The 24122-nt window shown below is 59.3% G+C and carries 19 protein-coding genes and 3 tRNA genes; 15 read left to right on the forward strand and 7 right to left on the reverse strand.

All coding sequences use genetic code 11. The annotated features are described in order from the left end of the window. Positions 1-2057 (forward strand): M64 family metallopeptidase (locus tag ACMO9O_RS07440; RefSeq protein WP_418983220.1); only part of this gene is annotated, 2057 nt, incomplete at its 5' end. Positions 2058-2489: 432 nt separating this feature from the next. Here the strand turns inward: ACMO9O_RS07440 and ACMO9O_RS07445 are convergent. After that, a tRNA-Ser gene (locus ACMO9O_RS07445) sits at positions 2490-2576 on the reverse strand. 409 nt (positions 2577-2985) lie between these two features. Here ACMO9O_RS07445 and ACMO9O_RS07450 point away from each other — a divergent pair. From ACMO9O_RS07450 to ACMO9O_RS07480, 7 genes are all read left to right on the forward strand, one after another. After that, the gene (locus tag ACMO9O_RS07450; protein ID WP_418983221.1) at positions 2986-4113 is read left to right on the forward strand and encodes a hypothetical protein; all 1128 of its coding nucleotides are present in this window, start codon (positions 2986-2988) and stop codon (positions 4111-4113) included. A gap of 22 nt (positions 4114-4135) precedes the next feature. Further along, a complete protein-coding gene (locus ACMO9O_RS07455) occupies positions 4136-5866 on the forward strand; it encodes an OmpP1/FadL family transporter (protein ID WP_418983222.1) in 1731 nt (576 codons plus the stop codon). 98 nt (positions 5867-5964) lie between these two features. Further along, a complete protein-coding gene (gene proS / locus ACMO9O_RS07460; protein ID WP_418983223.1) occupies positions 5965-7449 on the forward strand; it encodes a proline--tRNA ligase in 1485 nt (494 codons plus the stop codon). A gap of 1024 nt (positions 7450-8473) precedes the next feature. Then, positions 8474-9370 carry a cation diffusion facilitator family transporter gene (locus tag ACMO9O_RS07465; protein ID WP_418983224.1) on the forward strand — a complete coding sequence of 299 codons (897 nt, stop codon included), beginning with the start codon at positions 8474-8476 and terminating at the stop codon, positions 9368-9370. A gap of 362 nt (positions 9371-9732) precedes the next feature. Further along, entirely contained in the window at positions 9733-10314 is a 582-nt protein-coding gene (locus ACMO9O_RS07470) for an RNA polymerase sigma factor (protein ID WP_418983226.1), read from the forward strand. 66 nt (positions 10315-10380) lie between these two features. Then, complete coding sequence (locus ACMO9O_RS07475; RefSeq protein ID WP_418983228.1) at positions 10381-10530, forward strand: hypothetical protein; 150 nt, start codon at positions 10381-10383, stop codon at positions 10528-10530. A gap of 145 nt (positions 10531-10675) precedes the next feature. Beyond that, entirely contained in the window at positions 10676-11059 is a 384-nt protein-coding gene (locus ACMO9O_RS07480; RefSeq protein ID WP_418983229.1) for a DUF488 domain-containing protein, read from the forward strand. A 211-nt stretch (positions 11060-11270) separates the two neighbouring features. Here the strand turns inward: ACMO9O_RS07480 and ACMO9O_RS07485 are convergent, their stop codons facing one another. Next, the gene (locus ACMO9O_RS07485; RefSeq protein ID WP_418983230.1) at positions 11271-11624 is read right to left on the reverse strand and encodes a hypothetical protein; all 354 of its coding nucleotides are present in this window, start codon (positions 11622-11624) and stop codon (positions 11271-11273) included. A 243-nt stretch (positions 11625-11867) separates the two neighbouring features. On the opposite strand from ACMO9O_RS07485, the gene ACMO9O_RS07490 reads away from it, so the two are divergent. The 3 genes from ACMO9O_RS07490 to ACMO9O_RS07500 are packed head-to-tail and all read left to right on the forward strand — an operon-like array spanning position 11868 to position 15455. Then, complete coding sequence (locus tag ACMO9O_RS07490; protein ID WP_418983232.1) at positions 11868-12443, forward strand: DUF3575 domain-containing protein; 576 nt, start codon at positions 11868-11870, stop codon at positions 12441-12443. A gap of 12 nt (positions 12444-12455) precedes the next feature. Further along, positions 12456-12953 (forward strand): DUF3868 domain-containing protein, encoded by a 498-nt coding sequence (locus ACMO9O_RS07495; protein WP_418983233.1) that lies wholly within the window; start codon positions 12456-12458, stop codon positions 12951-12953. A 15-nt stretch (positions 12954-12968) separates the two neighbouring features. Further along, the gene (locus tag ACMO9O_RS07500) at positions 12969-15455 is read left to right on the forward strand and encodes a tetratricopeptide repeat protein (protein ID WP_418983235.1); all 2487 of its coding nucleotides are present in this window, start codon (positions 12969-12971) and stop codon (positions 15453-15455) included. 102 nt (positions 15456-15557) lie between these two features. On the opposite strand, the gene ACMO9O_RS07505 is transcribed toward ACMO9O_RS07500, so the two are convergent. From ACMO9O_RS07505 to ACMO9O_RS07515, 3 genes are all read right to left on the reverse strand, one after another. Further along, positions 15558-16142, reverse strand: a complete 585-nt coding sequence (locus tag ACMO9O_RS07505; protein ID WP_418983236.1) for an HdeD family acid-resistance protein — start codon at positions 16140-16142, stop codon at positions 15558-15560. Positions 16143-16394: 252 nt separating this feature from the next. Next, positions 16395-17084: a GIY-YIG nuclease family protein gene (locus ACMO9O_RS07510; RefSeq protein WP_418983237.1), complete on the reverse strand. Its 690-nt coding sequence runs from the start codon at positions 17082-17084 to the stop codon at positions 16395-16397. 249 nt (positions 17085-17333) lie between these two features. Further along, a tRNA-Leu gene (locus ACMO9O_RS07515) sits at positions 17334-17415 on the reverse strand. A 100-nt stretch (positions 17416-17515) separates the two neighbouring features. On the opposite strand from ACMO9O_RS07515, the gene ACMO9O_RS07520 reads away from it, so the two are divergent. The 3 genes from ACMO9O_RS07520 to ACMO9O_RS07530 are packed head-to-tail and all read left to right on the forward strand — an operon-like array spanning position 17516 to position 20908. Beyond that, the gene (locus ACMO9O_RS07520) at positions 17516-19084 is read left to right on the forward strand and encodes an NAD(P)/FAD-dependent oxidoreductase (RefSeq protein WP_418983239.1); all 1569 of its coding nucleotides are present in this window, start codon (positions 17516-17518) and stop codon (positions 19082-19084) included. Then, positions 19081-19833 carry a DUF5672 family protein gene (locus ACMO9O_RS07525; RefSeq protein WP_418983240.1) on the forward strand — a complete coding sequence of 251 codons (753 nt, stop codon included), beginning with the start codon at positions 19081-19083 and terminating at the stop codon, positions 19831-19833. The genes ACMO9O_RS07520 and ACMO9O_RS07525 overlap by 4 nt, the downstream gene beginning before the upstream one ends. A gap of 7 nt (positions 19834-19840) precedes the next feature. Beyond that, positions 19841-20908, forward strand: coding sequence for a CDP-glycerol glycerophosphotransferase family protein (locus ACMO9O_RS07530; RefSeq protein ID WP_418983241.1), 1068 nt, complete (start codon positions 19841-19843; stop codon positions 20906-20908). Positions 20909-20963: 55 nt separating this feature from the next. Here ACMO9O_RS07530 and ACMO9O_RS07535 read toward each other — a convergent pair whose 3' ends face one another. Continuing rightward, positions 20964-21953, reverse strand: coding sequence for a glycosyltransferase family 2 protein (locus ACMO9O_RS07535; RefSeq protein WP_418983243.1), 990 nt, complete (start codon positions 21951-21953; stop codon positions 20964-20966). Between the two features lie 1104 nt (positions 21954-23057). Continuing rightward, on the reverse strand, positions 23058-23807 hold the full coding sequence (locus ACMO9O_RS07540) for an RsiV family protein (RefSeq protein ID WP_418983245.1): 750 nt from the start codon (positions 23805-23807) through the stop codon (positions 23058-23060). Positions 23808-23949: 142 nt separating this feature from the next. Here ACMO9O_RS07540 and ACMO9O_RS07545 point away from each other — a divergent pair. Next, positions 23950-24021, forward strand: a tRNA-Glu gene (locus tag ACMO9O_RS07545). Positions 24022-24122 lie beyond the last annotated feature (101 nt).

The following is a 24122-nucleotide window of genomic DNA, read 5'->3' on the forward strand; positions in this document are numbered from 1 at the left end:
GGGAGGACCCCGACCCCGAGCGGGGCGCCTTGCGGGCGATCTACGAAGCTGCGGGCGGCGGAGGCTGGACACACAACGAGAATTGGTGTACGGACAAGCCGCTTGGCGAGTGGTATGGCGTCGAGACCGACGACGAAGGGCATGTGGTGGCACTCAGCCTGTCGCACAACAACCTCTCGGGCACGATCTCGGAGCGGATCGCCCGACTGACCCGCCTGCAACACCTCGATCTGAGCTGGAACGCACTGGAAGACGACGTAGAGCGCATGGATATGCTCAGCGACTTCGTGCCGGAATTGGTGTCGATCGATCTTTCGCACAACAAGCTGTTCGGGGAGATGCCGATGTACTGGTACAAACTGGGCAACCTCACACGTGTGGATTTATCCTCCAATCTGCTTCATGGTGCCGCTATCCCTATTCAGTGGAAACCAATGTTCGTGAACGGCCGAACGGTAGAACTGAACCTGAACGACAACTACCTGCATGGAGATATAACCGTCGTTGTGCAGGATTACCCCGACTGGGACCGCCTTGCGCTCGGGGTGATCCGTCAGAGCCGGGATAACCAGCCAGGCATCGAATACGACAAGGATATCCACCTGCCCGACTTTACGTTCACCGACCTAAGGGATAACTCGCAGCGGAGTATCCGCGAAGTAACTGCGGCCAACAAGCTCACCATGCTCCTCTCGTGGGACCCTACGCAGCCCAAGAGCACGGAGTTTATGCAGACCACCGTGCGGAGGTTCCATACGCTGTTCAAGGCGCAGGGCTTCGCTGTGGTGGCGATTACGCCCGAGGGGGAGCAGTATGCCGAGGCGGCACGAAGCTACCTGGCCGGGCATCCGCTGGCGTGGCCCGTGGTAACGGACTATGCCGACGCGCAGGGCCGCCGGACCATCCTGCCCGCATATCCCTACCCCAGCTACCTGCTGGTGGATGGGGACGGCAAGTTGCTGGAAGATATCTTCACGGGTCAGTACTGCTCCATGCTGAACCTGCCGGAGGAAGGGTATCTGTTCGATCTGGTCGCACGGCCGTTTCAGCATAGCGACTTTCTGGATCGTTTTTTCCAAAATACATTTGGCTGGAGCACCTACCGGAGCACCGACTACTCGAAGGATAAGCAGTACGAAACGCTCCAGACCGCTACGCGCGGCAAGGGGATCGATATCGTGCTGGTCGGCGATGCGTTTACCGACGTGGATATCGAAACGGGCTACTACCGGCAGGTGATGGAGTTTGCCATGGAGTCGTTCTTCGCGCTCGAACCCACGAAATCCTACCGGGAGTATTTCAATATGTATATGGTTTATGCCGTGTCCCGGGATGCTTTTATCGGCAACCGCTACGACAGCGAAACGGCATTAGGATCGTATCTTGCTGATGGAAGAATCAACAATCCGCTGAATACCGTCAAGAATTACAGGAAGCCTAACCCTGACACTCCGGTAATAGCAGCAATTGTCAATGGATTAAGGGGAGGATCGACCTACGTTTACCAAACGGGCACGAATTACGCATTTATCGGTGGTTGGTACGGTTGCCGACCAATTTGGGGTAATACACTTGTACACGAAGCGGTAGGACATGGATTCGGAACACTGGATGATGAATACATAATGCCCGATCCTGGATACAATAGTACAATCCCAGAAGCTGAAAAAAGCAAATTAAGAGAGTATCAAAGTAGAGGACGATTCCTGAATGTTTCAATTACGAATAATCCCACGGAAGTATTTTGGTCGCATCTGATCGGACATCCGCGTTTTCCATATGTAGGAGTACACGAAGGAGGGCATGGATACAGTCACGGAATATGGCACTCGGAGTATTATAGTATGATGCTTTCATCTCAGAAATACTTCAATGCGATCAGCCGCGAATTGATCGTCAAACGCATTCTCGAACTTTCGGGAGAGGGTTTTACTTTCGAAAAATTCCTCGAAAAGGATAGCGACGTCGGTCGGCCTACTTCTGCCGCTACCGTTGACCGATTTACGCACCCAGACAAAATTCCCTACAAACACCATCCGCCTATATTGGTCGATTAACCACCGAACTACCTTATAAGTAGTAAATAACCCATCATTAACCTAAATTAAACCGTTATGAAGAAGCTATTTCTTTTCAGTGCGATGCTGTGCCTCTTCGCTGCTTGCAGCAAGGACGAACCACCCGTTTGTTGAGTTTGTTTCTGCGGATGTAAAACAGCAGGCTAAATGATGATCTTTCCATAAGTACACCGAATAAGGGTTACAAAGTTATTTTCCCAAGCGTCTTACGGTCGAGTGTCAAACGATGTAAAATGGTGACAAATAAAGGATTGCAGCAAATTCGGTGTACTTTTCCGGCTTCCGATCAGGTACACCGAATAAGTAACTACCAACACGCTCCGAACCTCTTTTTCCTGCTGCTGCCTATAAACACAAAACCCGCAAATTGTTGGTTTGCAGGGTTTTAATGTTTGGTTCGTTGTGCTTTTGCGGAGAGAGAGGGATTCGAACCCCCGGTACAGTTACCCGTACACCGCATTTCGAGTGCGGCCCGATCGACCACTCCGGCATCTCTCCCGATGTTCGGCCTTCCATGCTGCTGCATCGTGCGCAGGCAATCTCTTGCCCCCCCCCTCTTGCAGCGTCCGGTAGGCCCGGTCTTCCTTTCGCAACCGTGGAAACGGTTGTTTTGGGACTGCAAATATAGACATAATTTTTATTTTCCCGCATTTTCGGGAGGAAAAAATCGCTTCCGACGGCAAAAACTATTTTCGGCGGGCGTCTTGCGCCTTATCGGAATATTCGTACCTTTGTCGATGAGGGTTCCTCCCTTTGTCGGTAAGGGGGCTGCCGGTGCGGAAGCACTCTTTCCCTGCGCCCGCATGCAGTAATATCCGGGCTGGCCCGTTTATTGGGTAAACGATAATAAACACGGTACGATTTTCGTTTTATAACCAAGGGAACTAACGCAAACATCCTATATGCTATGAAAAAGTCAGGGATAATTTGGGGTGTCGTCCTGCTCGCAGCGGCCTCTTCGGGCTGTTCGTCGGCGTACTATTCGTCGGCGGGGTATGCGGGCGACGATTTATATGCCTTGCACGACAAGGCGCAGATCGCACGCAAACAGCAGGCGGAAGCCGAGGCCAAGAAGGCCGAGGCCGACTCACGCCGTGCCCAGTGGGAGGCGATGGTAGCCGAGGCGAGGGCCAATGCCGCGCAGAACGGTTCGGTCGATTTCGAGGGGACGGATTCCTACGGGGGCGTACTGGCCGACACCTACGAGAGCGCCTATGCACGCCGGCTCCGCGGGTTCGAGTCGCCGACGTACAAGATGCCGTCGAGCTACTTCAATTTCCGCTACGGCAACGCATTCAATTATGTTTCGGCCTACGATCCCGCATTCTACAACATCGTTATTTCGGGCGACGAGGTGTGGGTGGAACCCAAATACATCACCTCCATGTTCGGCACGTGGGGCGGTACGGTCTACCCGGGCGGCTGGAACTTCGGCTGGAGCGTCGGACCCTCCTACTGGTGGGGTTACCCGCGCTACGGCTGGGGCGGCTGGAACTGGGGCATCGGTTACAATCCCTGGTACGGCGGCTGGTACGACCCGTGGTACTACAATCCGTGGTGGAACCACGGTTGGGCCTACCGTCGTCCGCACAACTATCGGTTGGACAGCTACAACAGCGGCGGTTACCGGGGCAACAGCTACCGCGGAGGCAGCTACCGGGGCGGAAGCAGTTACAACAGCGGCCGGGGCAGCAGCTATAATAGCGGCCGCGGAACCGGCTACAACAGCCGGGGAGGCAGTTACAACAACCGGGGCGGCAGCTATAACAGCGGTCGCGGGAGCAGTTACAACAGCGGCCGGGGCAACAGTTACAACAGCAACCGGAACAACTTCAACGGCAACCGCAACGACAGTTACAACCGCAATGACAGCTACAACAGCAACCGCAACGACAGTTACAACAGCGGGCGCAGCGAGAGTTACAACAGCGGCCGCGGCAGCAGCTATAACAGCGGCGGCGGCTTCAGCGGAGGCAGCGGTTACAGCGGCGGCAGTCGTGGTGGAGGTGGCGGCAGCTACAACCGGGGACGTTAGTCGAACTTAAAAGCAAAAAAGCATGAAACGGATAGCGATCATTCTGTCTGCGGCCTGTCTGGCGGCGCTGCCCGCCGGCGCGCAGCAGGCCAATCCGGCCGACCTGCGGTTCGGCGGCCTGGCGCTGAACCACGATGCGATGCTGGCGTGGGATTTTTCGGAGCTTGCGCGGCCCCAGAACTTCGGTACGGCGCGCGCCATGGGCATGGGCGGGGCGTTCGTGTCGCTGGGCGCGGACATGACCTCCATGTCGCTCAACCCCGCCGGGCTGGGCATGTACCGCCGCAGCGAATTTTCCGTCACGCCGCTCGTGTCGCTCTCCCGGGCCGAAACGCCGGGGACGGGCGCGTGGGCAGACAACTCCAAGAACCGCTTTGCGCTCTCCAACGTGGGTGCGGCGCTGAACGTCTACCAGAGCGCCACGGGCTCGCTGACGAGCGTGACGATCGGCCTCGGGCTGAACCGCATGGCCGACTTCAACACGCGTTACTCCTACTCCTCCGAGACGCGCTACGACCCGCAGTCGGGGCGTGCCGTGCCGAGCATCGGCGATGTATATATCGGCATGTTCGAGCGCGGGCAGAACGGGGGACCGATCTTCCCCGATCGCAATGAGGATGGGGGGCCGAACGGACCGCTGGCTTTCCGCGATCCCTACTTCTGGCCCGCCGTGCTGGGGTATAAGACGGCGATGATCCATGTCGCCGAGCGGGACAACGATCCTGCGACCCGCATGTGGGAGCGCGACGCCATCGGGCACAACGCCTCGATCCTGCGTTCGGTCGACGTCATCAACTCGGGATCGATCAACGAGTTCGATCTCTCGTTCGGAGCCAATATCAACAATATCGTCTACGTGGGTGCGTCGCTCGGTATTCAGAGCGTGCACAAACGCTCGGATTTCGTCTACGGCGAGGATTACGGCTATTTCGACAATCCGAACGGCATCGCTACCGACAAGGAGGGCGCGATGCGTCCGGCGCAGCTGGAATATTCCGACCTCTGGCAGCGCGTGGTGGTCGACGGCAGCGGCGTGAACTTCAAGCTGGGCGTGATCGTGCGTCCCGTCGACGGCCTGCGGCTGGGCGTGGCGTTCCATACGCCGACCTTCTACTCGCTCGACCGCTCCTACCGGGCGGGGATGGACTACCTGCTCCTCTCCAACGAGGGGGATGCTCCGCTGGAGGACCGCTGGGAGTCGCCCACGCAGTACGACGAAGGCTCCGACGGCTGGGAGTTCGTCTCGCCCTCGCGGCTGATGTTCGGTGCGTCGTACACCTTCGGCAATTTCGCCATCGTTTCGCTCGATTACGAACGCGACTGGTACAACGGCATCCGCGTGAAGAATACCCCTGCGGGGCTGGACCTGACCAAGAACGACTACAAGGCCGACTTCAAGCAGAACTTCTGCGGCACGAACGCCGTGAGGGTCGGCGTCGAGGTCAAACCCCTGCCGATCTTCGCCCTGCGGCTGGGCGGCGGCTACACCTCGTCGATGCTGCGCGACGAATCGCTGGCCTACGAGTTCCCGCAGACGACGACCAGCTACTACGTCACCGCCGGCGCGGGCGTCAGCCTGTCGCGCAGCGTGTCGCTCGACGTGGCCTACCAATATCTCAGCGAGAGCCAGAGCCAGTACCGGCTGTTTTACAGTTTCGACCGCGCGACGGAGACGTTCACCGCCGCCAGCGACCTTTACCAAACCTCGCTCACGCGTCACTTCATCACCATGACGCTCGGGTTCCACTTCTGACGCCGGTTCAATATGAATATAAGGTCCGTTTTGCGACGGACCTTTGTTTTTTTTATTATATTTGCAGTCCGAAACGAAAGCATAAAACCAAACGATACATGGCAAAGGAACTTAAAGACCTCACCAAGTCGGACGAGAACTACTCGCAGTGGTACAACGACCTAGTCGTGAAGGCCGGGCTGGCGGAAAACTCGGCCGTCCGCGGCTGTATGGTCATCAAACCCTACGGCTACGCCATCTGGGAGAAGATGCAGGCCGCACTTGACAAAATGTTCAAGGATACGGGCCACCAGAACGCTTACTTCCCGCTGTTCATCCCCAAGTCGTTCTTCTCGAAGGAGGCCCACCATGTGGAGGGCTTCGCCAAGGAGTGCGCCGTGGTGACGCACTACCGTCTGAAGAACGACCCCGAGGGCAAGGGGGTGGTCGTGGACCCCGATGCCAAGCTGGAGGAGGAGCTGATCGTGCGCCCCACTTCGGAGACGATCATCTGGAACACCTATAAAAACTGGATCCAGTCGTACCGCGACCTGCCGATCCTTTGCAACCAGTGGGCCAACGTGGTGCGGTGGGAGATGCGTACGCGTCTGTTCCTGCGCACGGCCGAGTTCCTCTGGCAGGAGGGCCACACGGCTCACGCCACGCGCGAGGAGGCCATCGAGGAGGCCGAGCGGATGATCCGCGTCTACCAGCAGTTCGCCGAGCAGTGGATGTCCGTGCCGGTGATCGTGGGGCACAAGTCGCCCAACGAGCGCTTCGCCGGAGCCGAGGACACGCTGACCATCGAGGCGCTGATGCAGGACGGCAAGGCATTGCAGAGCGGGACGTCGCACTTCCTGGGACAGAATTTCGCCAAGGCGTTCGACGTGCAGTACGTCAACAAGGAGGGTAAGCTGGAATACGTCTGGGCTACCTCGTGGGGCGTTTCGACCCGCCTGATGGGCGCGCTGATCATGGCTCACTCGGACAACAACGGCCTGGTGCTGCCGCCGAAACTGGCCCCGATCCAGGTGGTGATGATCCCCATCTACAAGGGCGAGGAGCAGCTTGCCGAGATTCGCACCCGCTTCGAGGCGATTGCCGCCGGGCTGCGCGAAAAGGGCATCTCCGTCAAGATCGACGACCGCGACAACGTTCGCTCGGGCTTCAAGTTCGCCGAATATGAGTTGAAGGGCGTTCCGGTGCGGCTGGCGATGGGTCCCCGCGATCTGGAGAACGGCACGATCGAACTGGTCCGCCGCGACACGCTCGAGAAACAGAGCGTCCCGCAGGAGGGGCTGGTCGGGCGGATCGAGTCGCTGATGACCGAAATCCAGGAAAATATCTTCCGCAAGGCGCTCGCTTTCCGCGACTCGATGATTACGCGGGTCGATACGTGGGACGAGTTCCGCCGCGTGCTCGACGAGAAGGGCGGCTTCGTGCTGGCGCACTGGGACGGCACGGTCGAGACCGAGGTGGCCATTAAGGACGCCACCAAGGCGACCATCCGCTGCATCCCGTTCGATGCGCCCGACGAGGAGGGGACGTGCGTCTTCTCCGGCAAGCCGTCGCATCGCCGGGTGCTCTTCGCCCGAAGCTATTAAGTTTGCAACGGACGGCTCGCCCAAAGGCGGGCCGTTCGCAGCTTAGCGGGAGCGGGGAAGCGGCGGTTTGCCGAAAAGCGGTCGGCTCGCAACCCGGAACGGTGAGATAAGGACCGGCTGGTCCGTGCCGCGGCAGATTACTTTCCCGTGGAACGGGAGGGCTGCTGCCTGCGGAGTGCACGCGCTTTGCAGCCCCTATTTGTAGGTTTGTTCGGGCGGCGGCCTGCGGGTGAATGTTTCCCGCGGACGCAACCTGCGGAGGGACGTGCGAATGTGGGGCTATTCTTGGGAGATGTTTCCGTCCTGATTCAGGCAGCAGCCTGCGGAGAGCAAGCGGTACGCGGGCCTCCGCGCCGGGAGGCTGCGGCCCGCGCGGCTCTTTGAGCCGGACGTTCTTGCCCTTTCTTTGAAAGAAAGGGCGAAAGAGAGGCGCACGCAGAAAACGGCGGGCGTCCTCCTTCTCGCTGAACGGGCACGAAAGCTAACGCATATCGCACGCCTGTTGCGGGCGCTCGGCGTCGGCCAACCGCAAGTCCCGCCGTTTCCAGAAGTGCGCGATGAAAGTGCAAGCTTGTCGCTTTGCTTATTAATAAATTAAGGCGTGTTGCCAGGGACCTCGATTTTGAGACGCAGCCTGCGGAGGACTGCATGTGCGGGCCTCCGCCAGCCGAGGCTGCGGCCCGCCGACCTAAAGGTCGAAAACAAGGATGGTGGTCAGTACGGCTTGACAGCCGGAAACAGGATAATCCGCGCGGCTTCGAGAACCGCAAAGCCGGACAGGAGAAAATTTACAAATCTGGCTGCGGCCCGCTGGTTTCAGAGGTGAAAGTTATGGTTATTGAAATATAATGTAACCTTCGTCAGCACCCTTTCCGCCGCAGGCGGGAGGTAAGTCCCCTCCGAGGAGGGGATTTAGGGGAGGGTCAGATTTGTAAACGCGGCGGTACGCCGCGAGGATTAGGCGGTCGGAATCGGGTAAACGGAGTTCCTCCCACTTCCGACCGGAGTTAAATAACCTTTTCGTATGGACGCACATCGGCTGAAAGCCATCTACCGGGTTACGTTCGTCGGGTTCGCCGTTAACCTCGTGCTGGCGGCGGGAAAACTCGCCGCGGGCCTTGCGGGCCGAAGCGGCGCGATGGTCGCCGACGCGGTGCACTCGTTCTCCGATCTGGCGACCGACGTGGTGGTGGCCGCCTTCGCCAAGCTCTCGGCCAAACCCAAGGACGAGGGGCACGACTACGGCCACGGGAAATACGAGACGCTGGCCACGATTCTGGTGAGCCTGGCGCTGGCGGCGGTCGGCGCGGGCATCCTTGTGAGCAGCATCCGTGGCATCCGCACGGTGGTCGACGGCGGCATACTGCCGCGGCCCGGAGCCGTCGCGCTCGCGGCCGCCGTGGTCTCGATCGTCGCCAAGGAGCTGCTTTACCGCTATACGGTGCGCGAGGGGCGGCGGATCGGCAGCCCGAGCGTGGTGGCCAACGCCTGGCATCACCGCAGCGACGCGCTCTCTTCGCTGGGAACGCTGGTCGGTATCGGCTGTGCCTATTTCCTGGGCGAGAAGTGGCGCATCGCGGACCCCATTGCGGCGCTGGTGGTTGCCGTCTTCATCTTCAAGATCGCCTTCGACCTGATCCGGACGGGACTCGACGAGCTGATGGAGCGTTCGCTGCCGCCCGATCTGGAGCGGGAGATACTCCGGCTCGTCGCGCTCGATCCCGAGGTGCACGACCCCCATAACCTGCGTACGCGCCGCATCGGCGCTTCGATCGCCGTCGAGGTGCATGTGCGCATGGATGGGGCGATGAGCGTCGCCCGTTCGCACGAAATCACCGAGCAGATGGAACGCCGCCTGCGCGACCGCTTCGGCGACGGGACGATGATCGCCATCCATGTCGAACCGCTCCGCGCGCAGTGATCCGGGCCGCGGCCTTTCCAAAATGACGCTTCCTGCGCCGCTTGCGCCGCAGCGGTCGGACGATTCACCCGCCGATCCGGGCGTTTCACCGGTCAGAAGGTTGGTGTCTTCGGCCCCGGAACCGTCGCGCAACCCTTTCTGCGGTACGATTTTTGCATGGTTGCGACCGGAAATAAACAGCCCGGCGCACACCGGAGGAGTAGAAAGAAATTTGGAAATTCCGAAAAAAGTATTTATCTTGCCCACGTAATATCTGCCGGAATTGCGGTCGGAACGGCCAGCCGGAGGAGCATTTTTGAAAACCTTTTTAACGGATTGCCTATCGGGAAAAAATTCTACTCTTAAACTAACAGACTAAGAGTATGAACGTACAGTTAAGTGACCAGGTATTGCTTAATCATTACCTCTCAGGTGACCGGAATGCGATATCCAAGCTCATAGAACGTCACAGTCGCCGCGTGCGCGACTATATCAATATGATGGTCAAGGACCGCGACCTGGCGGAGGACATCTTTCAGGAGACCTTCATCAAGGCCGTTCGGGTGATCGACGAGGGGCGTTACACCGATAACGGAAAATTCCTTTCGTGGGTGCTGCGCATCGCGCACAACCAGGTGATCGACCACTTCCGCGCCCAGCGCCAGAACAAGGCGGTCACCGAGGCCGAGGCGGGCTACGACGTGCTGGGTTCGCTGCGTTTTGCGGAGAGGACCGTCGAGGACGCGATGGTCTGCGACCAGATCGAACGCGACGTGCGCGGGCTGGTCGACCTGCTGCCCGACGAGCAGCGCGAAGTGGTGATGATGCGTTATTTCTCGGGGCTGAGCTTCAAGGATATCGCCGAGCAGACCGATGTGAGCATCAATACGGCGTTGGGGCGCATGCGTTACGCGCTGATCAACCTAAGGAAGATGATCAAGGAAAAAAATATGGTGCTGAGCTGATTTTTTGCGCAATATTCCCCGGAGCGGTGCGTTATCTTTCCAGATGAACAACTAAAAACCGCGCCTATGGAGGATATGGACAAAAACGAAGTTTCGGACAACGGCATCTCCGAGGACGAAGACTTACTGATGCGGGAGGTGATACAAGAAGATGCGGATCTGTTTTACCTGCATCATTACCTCTCGGAGGTCTTCCGAAAAGGGGATAATTTTTAAGGGTTAATTTTTGATGGGGAAGGGAGCCTGGGGAGGCTCCCTTCATTTTTTTGTGCGTATCGGAGAGCGACGGCCCGGACGTCTCTTCCGCTCCGCCCGTCCGTTCCCGGTCCGTTTTTTGTCCCCTGCGGAGGAAAAGGCTTCCATGACGCAAATTCGCATCAAGCGGGTTTACGAACCCGCCTCGCCGGACGACGGCTGCCGCATCCTGGTCGACCGGCTCTGGCCGCGCGGCTTACGTAAGGACACGCTCCGCTACGACATTTGGGCGAAAGAGATCACCCCTTCCGACGATTTGCGCCGCTGGTTCCATGCCGATCCCGAAGCGCGCTGGGAGGAGTTTCGCCGCCGCTATCTGGCGCAGCTCCGGGCGTCGGACGCCGTCGGACGGTTCGTGGAGGATATCTCCCGGGAAAGGACCGTGACATTGCTCTATGCGTCGAAACAGACGACGCGAAATCACGCCCTGGTCTTGCAGGAGTACCTGCAAAAGGCGCTCGGTCAGCTTACTGCGGCCCGATCCGAGTGATTCCCCGGTCGGTTTGCACGGTTGATTCCGGCGATCTGCCGGGCGGTCGATGCGGGCCGGTCGGAGTGTCCCTCCCTCGGCGGTTTGCAGCGGCTCGATCCGGAGGACGGCTTACAATGGCTCGATCCGATGATCTGCCGGAGGATTGATGCGGTGCGGTTCGGGTGCCCCCCCCCTCGGCGGTTTGCAGCGGCTCGATCCGGAGGACGGCTTACAACGGCTCGATGGCGGTGATCCGCGCCTCGCCCTGTCCGGGCAGCGGCTGATAGACGGTGACGGCCACCTGCCGCGCCGCATCCGTTCCGACGGTCGTTTCGCGGCAGACGAACCGGTAGTTGGTTCCCGCCACGACCTGTGTCGCAACGCTTTCGGGGGTGTAGCGCACGCTGTCCTGGATGGCAGTCACTGTGCGCAGAAGCGCCTTTTCCTGCTCGGTCGGGGTACGCTGATCGGTGTAGCCACCACACATTTCCGCTCTTTCTGCGTTATTTTCGGCCCGTTTGGCGGGACCGCCGCAGGCGGTGAACGTAACCGCCAGGAAAGCGATCAGTAACAGTTTAATCATGAATCCGGTGTTTTTGACCACGAAAGGTAGGTTTTTTTGACCAATCGGCAAAATGTCCCCTCCCGCAGGGGTGTCCGACCGAGGAAAGATGCCCGCTTCGGCGTTCGTTCAGCCAACTGGCGTGTAATATATGATACTCTCTTTTTGCCGTTTTGTGGCGATTTTTGTCGCAAAAATTGTCCGTACTGTCGATTAAAATTCCGCTTTGTCTTGTCCGGACGCGTTGTGCAAACGATTGTTATCATGAACAGAAAATTCTTTCTGACGCTTCTTGCCGCTCTTTGCAGCTGGTGGGGCGTTTCCGCGCAGCAGGTGGCCGTAAAAACCAATCTGCTCTACTGGGCGACCACCACGCCCAACATCGGGGTCGAGGTGGCGCTGAGCGACCACTACACGGTGAGTGTCTCTGCCAATTACAATCCCTGGACGGTGAACGATCACGCCATGATCCAGCACTGGTTCGTCCAGCCGGAGATCCGTTACTGGTTCACCGGCAAGTTCACGCGCAGCTTCCTCGGCGCGCACATGATCGCGGGGCAGTATAAGCTCGGGGGCTTCAAACTCCCGTTCAACCTCTTCTCCTCTTTCCGGAGCCACCACTACAAGGGGTGGGCCGTCGGCCTGGGTCTCACCTACGGCTACCAGTTCTACATCAGCCCCCACTGGAATCTGGAGGCTTCGCTAGGCGTCGGGTATGCCCGCACGAAGTACGACTGCTACGATCTGAACGGGAACTACACCTCCACCCGTTCGCGCAACTATTTAGGTCCCACGCATGTAGGGCTTTCGTTCATCTACCTTTTCAATGCCAAAAAATAATCCGGTCGACCTATGAAAAAATATTGCTTACTTCTTATTTTCCTTTTTGCGGCGGTTTCGCTCCGCGCGCAGATCGTAGGCGACGTGGACGTGACGCGCAAGGTGCTGCGCGAACGCGGCGGCATGCTGGAGCTGGAGCTGGAAATCCGCGTGGGCCGCAGGGCCGTGACCCGCTCGCAGAGCTGGACGATCATCCCCGAACTGAGCACGGCCGACCGCCGTTCGGTCAAACTCTTTCCGCACGTGCTGATCAATGGCCGCTATCAGAAGCATATGATGGAGCGCCGCCGCCTGCTCTCGGGCGATTTCTGGGCGGAGCGTCAGCCTTATGCGGTGGTCGACGCGGGCAAGAAGGTCGAACAGACGATCCGCTACCGGATGTCGGTTCCCTACGAGCCGTGGATGGCCGATGCGACCCTCGTGCTGCGGCAGATACAGACCTCGCCGGGTGACGAGCGGCGTGTTTTTACGGTGGATGTGAACGGAGCGGTCGATACCGGTCGTAAATAAAACCGGGGCCCAGCGATGAAACAACGATGGATACTATACGCTGCGACGGGACTTGTCGCGGCAAGTCTCGCGGGCGGGTGCAGCCATCTGCGCAAGCTCACGAAGAGCGAACCCGAGGTGGGGCTTTACCAGCCGGCCCATGCCGGTTCGGGTTATCAGCCTCCCCAGGCGCCCGATACGGCCCGCTCGATGAAGATCATCACCTACCGCAAACAGGACGGCACGGAGCTGACCCTCACGCCGGTCGACGTCGACTCGGTGACGGGCGAGAAGATCATGTCGGTGGCCATCGACGAGGTGGTCATCTCGGCATCGAACCGCCGCAACCTGGTCGAGCGCAACGGCAAGATCAACGTGGAGTTCGTGGTGACGGTTCCCGAGACGTTCCAGCGCCGCAACTGGCAGCTGGTGCTCGACCCGCTGCTGCAGAAGGGGGCGGATACGATGCAGCTCGATCCGCTGGTTTACAGCGGCGACCGTTTCCGTGACATGCAGCAGCGCGAATATGCGCGTTACGGCCGTTACCGCAGCCGCATCGTCGACAGCGCCGACTACTTCAGCCGCTTCGGCAACCGGCGCGCCTACCTGCGTTACATGCGCTATGTCGAGGACAAGCGCGGTGAATACGGCATCATCTGCGACCGGCTGGAGAACCTGCCGCCCCGCGAGGTGATGTATGACGAACAGGCCGGCTGGGTCAAGCCGCGCGTGCAGCGCCGGCAGAACGCCCTGATGCGCAGCTATGTCCGCTCTACGGACCGGAAAGTGGCGCGTTGGGTGACCTATACGCCCCGGGAGGGCGATCGGTTCGACCACCTGAACGACTATTTTACGCCCCGCTACCGTTATGAAGGCGTCGAGGTGCTCCCCGGCGGCGATGTTTACACGCGCGTCGACGGAGAGTACCCGCTGCCCTCCGACCAGCAGCGCGAGGACTACCTCCACGCGCTGGCCTCCAACCGCAGTTCGGTGCGCCGCGAAGTTTCGTCGGCCGGCAGCGAGGATTTGCGCCGCATGGCCGCCGAGCGCGCCGCCTATACCGGCCGCAACCGGAAGATGGTCGACGGACTGCTCCGGGCGACGGGGGACAGCGCTGTGCTGGCCAATTACCGCATCCAGAAGGAGATAGCAGCCGAACGCCTGGCTTATTACAACTCGCTCGACACCGCAGCTATGCGCGGGCAGATGCTCCGCTGGGGCAAGGTCTACCGCAACCGCAAGCTGGACGAGAACAGCAGCCGCGCCTTTGCCCGGCTGGTTCCCCATCCCTATTTCGCCGATGCGCGGCTCGATACGGTGCTCCGCCGTCCCGACGGGAAGATCGACTACCACTACACCGAGCAGATTCAGGCCGACGAGAACACCTCCCGCCTCTACCTCTACCTGGCGGGTGCGGTCACCGACCGCAACGACCGCCGCTACCTGCTCGGGAAGTCGGATACGCTGATTTACAGCGTTGCCTCGATGACCAACTTCATCGACGACGAGCCCCGCTACATGCAGCGCATCGTGCTGCGTGACGCCGAGGCCAACGCCCGCTTCTATTTCACGTTCCCCGCCGGAAAGTCGGAACTGGTCGATACGCTGACCGAGAACCGCAACCAGCTGTACGCCGTGCGGGAGCTGACGCGCTCGCTGATGACCGACCCGGTTTATATCATCGACAGCATCACTCTTCGCGCCACCGCATCGCCCGAGGGAACCTGGAAGGTCAACGAACGGTTGGCTCAGGAGCGTGCCGAGGCGCTGCGCCGCGTGCTGGTGTCGCAGTTCCGGGTGATGTACGATTCGCTGCGGGTGGCTGCGAGCGTGACGCTCGACGATGAGGGGCACGAGGTGCTCATCAAGGGCAACGACGAAACGCTCCCCAACCTCCCGAACCTGCTGCGCACGAAGCACCTGGCCGAGGACTGGGGCGAGCTGCGCCGACTGGTCGAGGCCGATCAGCAGATGCCCGACAAAGAGGAGGTACTGGCCATGATGTCGTGGGACGGCGATCCTGACACGCGGGAGTGGCGGATTCGCGCCAAGTATCCGAAGGCCTACGATCATATGCGCCGCGTGCTCTATCCGCAGATGCGCGCTGTCGACTTCCGCTTCAACCTCCACCGTCGCGGCATGCAGCAGGATACGGTCTACACCACGGAGATCGACTCTTCGTACATGCACGCCGTCGACCTGCTCAAGAAGCGGCGTTACGAGGAGGCGCTGACCATCCTGCGCCCCTATGAGGACCGCAACACGGCGCTGGCCTACATGTCGCTGGGGTACGATGCGGCCGCCTACCGCATCCTCAAGGAACAGCCTAATGCCGACGCGACGGCCGACATCCAGTACATGCTGGCGATTCTGGCCTCCCGCCTGGGCGACGAGGAGCAGGCCGTGCACTACTTCCTGCGCTCGACCGAGCTGCGCGAAAACCTCAAGTTCCGCGGCAATCTCGATCCCGAGATTTCGCGTCTGATCCGCAAGTACGGATTGTTCCGCGAGGACTTCATGTAGGGGGCGGGGATACCTTTGGCCACGAGAAACGGGACGCTTCGAAAGCGTCCCGTTTCTTTTTGCGGCCTTGCGCGAAGGGCGGTCTTTACCCGCGGCGGAAGCCTACTTGTTGTCCAGGCAGTGGTGCGCCTGTCGCAGCTGCATGGCCAGCGAGCAGGCCGCGATTCCCGCGAAGAGCAGCGAGATGCCGACCCAGACCACCACGGCCGCCGTGCCGAATACCAGCGGCTGGAACAAAATCCACAGGGCGCACAGCAGCAGAAGAATGCCCGCGAAGATGGTCCATCCCGAACCGGGAATGTCCATGGCGTTCATGTCGCCGCCAAGTCCGATGGCGCTGAACCCGCGCAGCATCAGCCAGAATCCCAAAAAGATGGGGAGCGTGGCCGCCGAAAGCGCGACGTTGAAGATCAGGATGATGCCCAGGACGATCTCGATGATGCCTCCGGCGAGCATCCAGCCGCGGCCCGTGATGAAGTGCTTGTTGACCGAGGAAAGCACGACCTCCAGCACGCCCGCGAAGAGCATCACCCAGCCGAACAGCACGGCCATTCCGAGGTAGCTCTGCATGGGGAAGATGAAGATCAGGATGCCCACGGCCAGCAGTACGATGCCGACGATCAGCAGCAGCCACCAGTAGCGCACGGCCTGTTTCGAGTTTTCGATCAGCGAAGAGAAACGGTTCATAGTTCTTGCGTTTTCGCACTCGATCGACAATTTGCGTACCAGACCCATGTGCAGCCGCATCCCGCGACTGTTTTCGCGCCGATAATTCTCGGCTGTGTCTTTTACAACGTTTATTGCACGGACTGATTCAAATGATTCGGCCGCTATCATCAGAAAGAAAGCGGCCGATAGTCAACAGGACGTCCCTTATGTCTTGCTTTTTAATACTGTCTATTCGCTGGATGGAGCTATTATTGCAGTGTTCTCAACGACTTATTGTTCAATCTCATCAGGCGCCTTATTATCTTCGTTTTCACACTGTTCGGATGCCTTTCGCAAATCCTCCAGAATATTCCCTTTGTACGAGAAATATTTAGCTCCTTGATAAGCTCCCGATGTATTGCGTCGCTCTTCAGGCATGAAAGTCCCGACGAATGGAGACAGTTTATAAATACGTCCCTCATATTCGACGGTATCGTCGCTGGCGACCTTAACGCTGATATTCCTCGGTGTGAACGTTACGTACTCACCGATATTGATTCCTACCATGCTGAATTTGAAGCGACCACGTCTGGCACATTGCGCGCTTGGCCTGGGAAGTCTATCCGCTTTGTTAGTCGGCAGGTTATTCTCGAACACGGTAACGATCGCATCGTCGATCGTTCTTGCTATATCCTTAAATATGTCCAATGCGACTTGAGGCGGGACGTTGAAAAATTCCCGATTCTGCCGAATGCGCAGGTCGGTCAAGCGGTCGATGGTTTTGTGAACCAACTTTTCAACCTCATTGAACTTCGCCGTCTGCATCGTGGCAAAAATTTCGAAAGGAAGAGGTACGGCCGTATTGTCCAACTCTTTAGATCGAACATCGACGGGACGCGAACTCTTCCCAATTTTCACCCAATCTTCACGGAAACTCGGATTGGTGAGAATGTACACTAAACCAGTATTTGTATTTTCCATAATTAGTAAATTTTATTCCAATCTTATGTTTCGATGATTGCGTAAAGTTTACCGTTAAACCGCTTGGGGATGTTGCGGCGCTCTTTCAGACCGAATTTTGGGTTGTCATGGCAATCGGTGATCGAATATAATATACAAAGATAGAAATTTTATCCGTAATGATGTCCCTTGCGGTTTTTTTAGGAGTGATCACTCTCCTTTTCGCCGAAATGGGCAACAAAAAGGGAGCCTTCCGAAAGGCTCCCAATGTGCGGATAAAGGGACTCGAACCCCCACGCCGTAAGGCATCAGATCCTAAGTCTGACGTGGCTACCAATTACACCATATCCGCTCGTTACGCGCAAAGGTAAGCAAAAAAACACAAATCCCGTTCCCGTCCGCGCCATAATCCGGCATTTTTACGTATTTTTGTCGACGTATAACCACCGATCATGCCGCAGATTATCACCCTCACGCTCACGCCCAGGCAGGCTGCCGATGCGAAACTCTACACGTCGCTGGCCGCCCGGCGGCTCGGTGTCAGGGAGGAAGATGTCGCGCTGATCCGGGTGGTGAAGCGGTCGGTCGATGCGCGGCAGCGGCAGCCGAAGGTCAACCTTTCGCTGGAGGTCTATGCCGACCGGGAGCCGCAGCCGCAGCCCGTCGTTTTCGACTATCCCGACGTGGCGGGCCGCACGGAGGTGCTCATCGTCGGCTCGGGTCCGGCGGGACTTTTCGCGGCATTGCGGCTCATCGAGCTTGGGCTGCGCCCCGTCGTGCTGGAGCGGGGCCGCGACGTGGCGGTCCGCAAGGTCGACATCGCGCGCATCAACCGCAACGGAGCGGTCGATCCCGATTCCAACTATGCGTTCGGTGAGGGAGGTGCGGGCACGTTTTCCGACGGCAAGCTCTTCACGCGCAGCAAGAAGCGCGGCGATTACCACAAGGCGCTGCAAACGCTCGTGTTCCACGGCGCAACGCCCGAAATCCTATACGAGGCCCATCCCCATATCGGGACCGACAAGCTGCCCTACATCATCTCCCGCATCCGCCGGACCATCTGCGACGCGGGCGGGACGTTCCTGTTCGAGAAAAAGGTCACGGATCTGGTCCTGCGCGGCGACCGGCTGGTCGGCGTGTGGTGCGGCGAAGAGGTGATCGAAGGGGCCGCCGTGGTGCTGGCGACGGGCCACTCGGCCCGCGACATCTATGAACTGCTCCACCGGCGGGGCGTGCGCGTCGAAGCCAAACCGTTCGCCATGGGGGTGAGGATCGAGCACCCGCAGGCGCTGATCGATTCGATCCAGTACCATTGCGCCGAGCGGGGCGAATACCTTCCGGCCGCCTCCTATTCGCTCGTGAGCCAGGAGAACGGCCGCGGGGTCTACTCGTTCTGCATGTGTCCGGGCGGCTTCATCGTCCCGGCCATGACCGATGCCGCGCAATCGGTGGTCAACGGCATGTCGCCCAGCGGCCGCACCTCTCCCTGGGCCAATTCGGGCCTGGTGACCGAGGTGCGCCTCTCCGATTTCGAACACCTGCGCGGAGCATGCGGCGAGCTGGCCGGACTGGAGTTCCAGCGGCGGTTCGAGGAGCTGGCCCGCGAGCGGGGCGGAGAGCATCAGATCGCCCCCGCGCAGCGCGTCTCGGACTTCGTGGCCGGGCGGGCGAGCGGAACCCTCCCGGCGACCTCCTACATCCCGGGAATCGTCCCGTCGCGGCTCGATCGGTGGATGCCGCAGTTCATCGCCGACTCCCTGCGGCGGGGCCTTGCGACCTTCGGGCGGAGGATGCGGGGATTCGTCACCGACGAGGCCGTATTGGTGGGCGTCGAATCGCGCACGTCGACCCCCGTGCGCATTCCGCGCGATGCCCAAACGCTCATGCACCCCGAAACGCGGGGGCTTTTCCCCGCGGGCGAAGGGGCCGGCTATGCCGGAGGCATCATTTCCGCTGCGCTCGACGGCCAGCGCGTCGCCGAGGCGGCCCAACGTTACATCCAGCAAGGAACCCGCCCATGAACCCCGTCAAAGTCATCATCCCGATCTATAAGGAGCGGCTCTCCGCCAACGAGGCTCTGTCACTGAGGCACAACATGAAGGTGCTCGGCAACCATCCCCTCGTGCTGCTCGTGCCCGCGAGCTTCTCGATGGAGCGTTTCCTGCAGGCAACCCCCCCCCTCGATGCCTCATACGAAGTGATGCGGGTTCCGGACGAGTGGCTCGGAACGAAGTGCGGCATCGCCGGATACAACCGCATGATGCTCTCGGAGAAGTTCTACGCCCGTTTCTCCGACTGCGAATACATTCTTATCTGCCACGTCGACGCGTGGGTCTTCCGCGACGAGCTGGCGGCGTGGTGCGCGAAGGGGTACGACTGCGTAGGCGGAATCTGGTGGCGCCGGGGCATCTGGGCCTTGCCGATTATCGGCCGCCTCTTTCCGCCCAACCGGCGGTTGTACCACCGTATCGGCAACGGCGGCTTCTCGCTGCGCCGCGTCGCCGCGTTCCGCGACTATTGCGTGCAGGCCCGCGAACGAATCGAGTACTACCTGCGACACGACCACCACATCTACAACGAGGACGTCTTCTGGGCCGTCGAGCCGGCCCATTTCCGCTATCCCTCGCGGGAGGAGGCCAACGCCTTCTCGTTCGACAACCACCCCGACCGCTGCATGACGCTTGCGGGCGGACGGCTGCCCTTCGCCTGCCACGGCTGGCTGAAGGCGGCCCGGATCGGTTTCTGGCGTGCGTACATCCCCCAAAACTAACCCGAATATGAAACAGCGTTACCTTTTTCTGGTCTCTCTGGCCTACGCTTTTCCTATCCTGCGTCCGTTGCAGGAGGCGATCCGCCGACGGGGCGGCGAAGCGGCGTGGTTCTTCGACAACGACGCCGTCCGCGGTCTGCTCCGCGATGACGAGCGGGAGCTGCGCACGGTGCGCGAGGTGCTGGAGTACGATCCCGTGGCGGTGTTCACCTGCGGCAACTCCATGTACGACTTCTTCCCCGGAATCAAGGTGCAGCTTTTCCACGGCTACGCCAACAACAAGCGGGCTGACAAGATCGACGACCACTTCACCATCCGCGGCTGGTTCGACATCTACTGCACGCAGGGACCCAGCAGTACGGGCATGTTCCGCGAACTGGCCCGCAAGCGGGGTTATTTCCGCATCTATGAGACGGGGTGGCCCAAGGCGGACACCTATTTCTCCCCCGAGATGCAAACCCTGCCGAAGAACGAACGTCCTGTGATCCTCTATTCGACCACTTTCACGCGCGGAATCACCTCCACGCCGATCCTCGCGGAGGAGATCGAGCGGCTGGTCGCCTCGCGCGACTGGGAGTGGATCTTCATGTTCCACCCCAAACTCACCGATCCGGAGATTCTGGGGCGCTACGAGGGGATCGCCGCCCGGCACGACAATGCCACCTTCCTGGGCAATACGTTCGATCTGGAGGCCATGCGGCGCGCCGACGTGATGCTATGCGACAGCTCGACGGTCATCATCGAGTTCATGTTCCTCGACAAGCCCGTGGTTACGTTCCGCAATACGCAGCCGGGACCTTTCCTGCTGGATATTCAGCGGACCGAGGAGTTGGAGGGGGCGCTCGAACGGGCGATTTCGCGCCCGGCCGATCTGATGGAAGAGGTGCGCGCCTACACGCTTTTCCACGAGCCGCACCGCGACTGCCGCTGCTCGGAACGGGTGCTGGACGCCGTGGACGACTTCCTCGCCCGCGGCCGCGAGGGGTTGAAGCGCAAGCCGCTCAATCTGGTCCGCAAGTGGAAGGTGCGACGCAAACTGCACTACTACCCGCTGCTCGAACGCTTCCGGCGCTGAGGCAAAAACGCCCGCATCCGAAAAGGATGCGGGCGTTTGTCGTATCGGGCTTCGGTTAGAGATGCAGCCCCTTGATGACCAACTTGGCCCAGAAGCGTGAATTGGGCGCGCAGGCCAGCCAGCCGATGCAGAGCACTTTCATGTCGTAAAACCCGCGCCGGAAACGCGCCTGCGAGTATTGGCGGTAGTACTTCCAGTTGTCCAGAATCCCCTGAGCCAGCGTGTTCGCAATCTCGGTGTTCCACCCCTTGTGGCTGCGCAGCTCGCGCCGCACGCGCGAGAAGAGCGTGCGCACGGTGATGTAGAGCACCTCGTCGTAGTAGCCCAAATCGGCGTACTGACGGCGGATGTACTGCCAGTTCTGCAGGATGGTCAGCGGGTCTTTGGGTTTGTGCAGCAGACTGTTCTGCACGTAGCGGTAGTGGTAGGTGGCGTGGCTGTTGCAGACGATCCGCCTTACGTAGGTGCAGTAGCGCGCCGTGAAGATCTCGTCCTCGGCGTAGTGGATGTTCGGATCGAAGCGCAGCGAGTAACGCTCGATCGTTCGGCGGGAGAACATTTTGTTCCAGCTCCAGCCGAAACAGCGGGCGCGCAGCAGCTGGGCGATCGCCTTCATGCAGTTTTCGTGGTTGTTCTCCACGTCGAAGTCGGGCATGGGCGCGGGACGCCCCTCGCGGCCGTCGGGCCGCTCGCGGAAGAAGTTCGAGAAGACGATGCCCTCTTCGCCGATGCCGCTTCGGAGGAACTGTTCCAGGTGGTCTTCATCCAGCCAGTCGTCGGCGTCGACGAAGACCACGAAGTCGCCCCGGGCTTCGTCCAGGCCGAGGTTGCGGGCCGTGCTCACGCCGCCGTTGGGGCGGTGGAAGACCCGGATGCGATCGTCACGCGCGGCATAGCGGTCGCACAGCGTACCCGACGAATCGGTCGACCCGTCGTCGATGAGCAGCAACTCGAAATCGGATACGGTTTGGCCGAGTACGCTTTCGATACATTCCGAAAGGTACTTTTCGGCGTTGTAAACGGGGATAATGACGGATACGGTCATTTTGATGGGTGGGGGAAACGTTGTTTTTGGGTGGGTTAATGATGCAAATGTAGCGTTTTTCTTATTTATATAAATGTCCGTTTTGGGAAATACTGCGTCGCACAGCCCTGATTTTGTCGTTTTCGGGCCTGGACGTCCCTTGCGGACGGATAAGTGTTCCGTGCGGTTCGGCTATTGCCTGCAAATGAGGAGTATATTAAATATTCTCAAGAAATTTGCAAAATATTTTAATAAAAACTTGCACGGAACAGATTTTCGCCTTATCTTTGCAGTGAAGTTTTAGGTTCATTTAGGTTAGTAGTTTTAGGTTGGTGAGGAAACTGAGGAAGACGGACGATAAGTCCCGATTCCGGTTTCCTTTTTTCATGCTTTTTTCGGGCGTTGCCTCCCGCCCGATCTGTCCTCCCGCACGAGCCTTTGTCCATCCTCCAGTCCGATCCGCCACCTCTCTTCCCTCAATCTCTCTGGCCTGCCTTACCGTTTGACCCGTTCGATCCGCCACCCGTCCGGGCCTCTGTCCACTTGTCCGTTCTGTCCGACCCATCCACTGCGTCCGATCATCTGCCGCCCGTTGCTACCCGTCTGCCTGCCGTCCGGGCCTCTCTTCAGTCCGATCCGACACCTGTCCGCCCGTCTGCTGTTCGGCCGCCACTCTCCCTGCCCTCTCCCTTCCCATGCTGCCCGTCCGGTCCATGCGACCGCTCCGGTCGAACCATTCTTGCATGCATGTGCCTGGCCGGTTTTTTGGCTCAGTTCCTCGTTATCAGGGGTTTTGAGGAGCGGGTCGAATGCGCAACGTTACCAAATTGTTAAATATATTTAATATATTCATAAAATATTTGCATAAATCAAAAACGGCGCTTATCTTTGCAGTGAAGTTTTAAGGTTCATTTAGGTTAGTAGTTTTAGGTTGGTTGAGGAAATCGGCAGGTTGTAACGCAATTTGCGTTACTAAGACTTCGGGGAGCGGTGCTCGCTCCGCCGGGTCGAATACCTCCGATTTAACCTCGTTTTTGGAGGGGGTGGTTCCCCGCCAAAAAAGAAGGTCTTAGTCGTGACGACTCAGACCTTTTTCTTTTTGCTGCCTGCCGCTAAGATTCCCCGTCAGGGTTTGCCAAGTTCGTCCAGCTCCTCTTTCGTCAGCGTCACTTCGACCAGCCCCAGGGCATAGCAGCCGATTTCGTAGGGATTGTAGATAAAGGTGACGCCCTCAGGCGTTACGCAGAAATTGTCCGTTACGGCGATATTCTCCGGAAAGAATCCCTTTCCGGTCAGCTCCTCGTCGTTGGCGGCTTCGTACTGCTCGTAGAGCCGGGCGCGGATTCGCTCGCCCACGCGCGGCAGCCGCTCCGCGCCCAGCAGGTCGGCCGCCGTCAGTTCGTAGCCGCTCTCCAGCGAGTAGGTGTGGCATTCGATCCCGTAGATGCCGTGCGCACCGCCCGTGTAGCTTGCGCGCGTGATCGTATAGGTGATCAGCGTGTCGGTGACACCGCCTTCCGCCTCTACCGAAATTTCATAGTCCGCTCCGACGGAGCCGGCCGGAATGCCCTCGGCGAATTCGGCGGCAATCTCCCGCAGCGTCGCTTCGGCAGCCTCCCGGGCCGTACCGGTGAATCCTTCCAGCTCGAAGAAGTAACCGATATTGGCCTCTTCGACGGCCTGCAGCGCGGGAGATGCGGATGCGTTGAGGATCGGTGCGTAGCGGTAGCCGACCCGGCACATGACCCCGCCCGGTGAGGCGATCAGCGTATCGATGTCGCTCGCCCCGAATTGGGGCTGGATGGGTTTGCGCGAACAGGCGGCGACGGCAAAGGCCGCAAAGGCAAACAGCAGGGCGTATTTCAGGGTTTTCATGCGTGGAAAAGGAGGTTTAGCGTACGGTAAAGATAGTCAAAAAGCCTTTTCAGGCGTAAAGCGGAGAAAAAATTTCAGATATTTTACCGGAAAATTTTGGAGATTCGAAAGAAGGCGTTATCTTTGCACCACAAAACTCAACGGTGGATTCATCTAAGGGTTAGGATACGTGCCTCTCACGCACGACATAGGGGTTCGAATCCCCTATCCACTACGAAAGCAACGGCTGTACATAAGTGCGGCCGTTTTTTGTCGTTTCCGGGGGATGAGAACCCTGAGTTCGGACAAACCGAGCAGCGAGGGCAGAGTCCGCTT

This window comes from Alistipes sp., assembly GCF_048465635.1.
In the GTDB taxonomy this organism is placed as follows: domain Bacteria; phylum Bacteroidota; class Bacteroidia; order Bacteroidales; family Rikenellaceae; genus Alistipes.

Coding starts and splice junctions, on each gene's coding strand:
- ACMO9O_RS07470 (WP_418983226.1), top strand. CDS start 9,733: ATGAACGTACAGTTAAGTGACCAGGTATTGCTTAATCATTACCTCTCA.
- ACMO9O_RS07455 (WP_418983222.1), top strand. CDS start 4,136: ATGAAACGGATAGCGATCATTCTGTCTGCGGCCTGTCTGGCGGCGCTG.
- ACMO9O_RS07520 (WP_418983239.1), top strand. CDS start 17,516: ATGCCGCAGATTATCACCCTCACGCTCACGCCCAGGCAGGCTGCCGAT.
- ACMO9O_RS07480 (WP_418983229.1), top strand. CDS start 10,676: ATGACGCAAATTCGCATCAAGCGGGTTTACGAACCCGCCTCGCCGGAC.
- ACMO9O_RS07540 (WP_418983245.1), bottom strand. CDS start 23,807: ATGAAAACCCTGAAATACGCCCTGCTGTTTGCCTTTGCGGCCTTTGCC.
- proS (WP_418983223.1), top strand. CDS start 5,965: ATGGCAAAGGAACTTAAAGACCTCACCAAGTCGGACGAGAACTACTCG.
- ACMO9O_RS07485 (WP_418983230.1), bottom strand. CDS start 11,624: ATGATTAAACTGTTACTGATCGCTTTCCTGGCGGTTACGTTCACCGCC.
- ACMO9O_RS07465 (WP_418983224.1), top strand. CDS start 8,474: ATGGACGCACATCGGCTGAAAGCCATCTACCGGGTTACGTTCGTCGGG.
- ACMO9O_RS07475 (WP_418983228.1), top strand. CDS start 10,381: ATGGAGGATATGGACAAAAACGAAGTTTCGGACAACGGCATCTCCGAG.
- ACMO9O_RS07505 (WP_418983236.1), bottom strand. CDS start 16,142: ATGAACCGTTTCTCTTCGCTGATCGAAAACTCGAAACAGGCCGTGCGC.
- ACMO9O_RS07495 (WP_418983233.1), top strand. CDS start 12,456: ATGAAAAAATATTGCTTACTTCTTATTTTCCTTTTTGCGGCGGTTTCG.
- ACMO9O_RS07525 (WP_418983240.1), top strand. CDS start 19,081: ATGAACCCCGTCAAAGTCATCATCCCGATCTATAAGGAGCGGCTCTCC.
- ACMO9O_RS07450 (WP_418983221.1), top strand. CDS start 2,986: ATGAAAAAGTCAGGGATAATTTGGGGTGTCGTCCTGCTCGCAGCGGCC.
- ACMO9O_RS07535 (WP_418983243.1), bottom strand. CDS start 21,953: ATGACCGTATCCGTCATTATCCCCGTTTACAACGCCGAAAAGTACCTT.
- ACMO9O_RS07530 (WP_418983241.1), top strand. CDS start 19,841: ATGAAACAGCGTTACCTTTTTCTGGTCTCTCTGGCCTACGCTTTTCCT.
- ACMO9O_RS07510 (WP_418983237.1), bottom strand. CDS start 17,084: ATGGAAAATACAAATACTGGTTTAGTGTACATTCTCACCAATCCGAGT.
- ACMO9O_RS07490 (WP_418983232.1), top strand. CDS start 11,868: ATGAACAGAAAATTCTTTCTGACGCTTCTTGCCGCTCTTTGCAGCTGG.
- ACMO9O_RS07500 (WP_418983235.1), top strand. CDS start 12,969: ATGAAACAACGATGGATACTATACGCTGCGACGGGACTTGTCGCGGCA.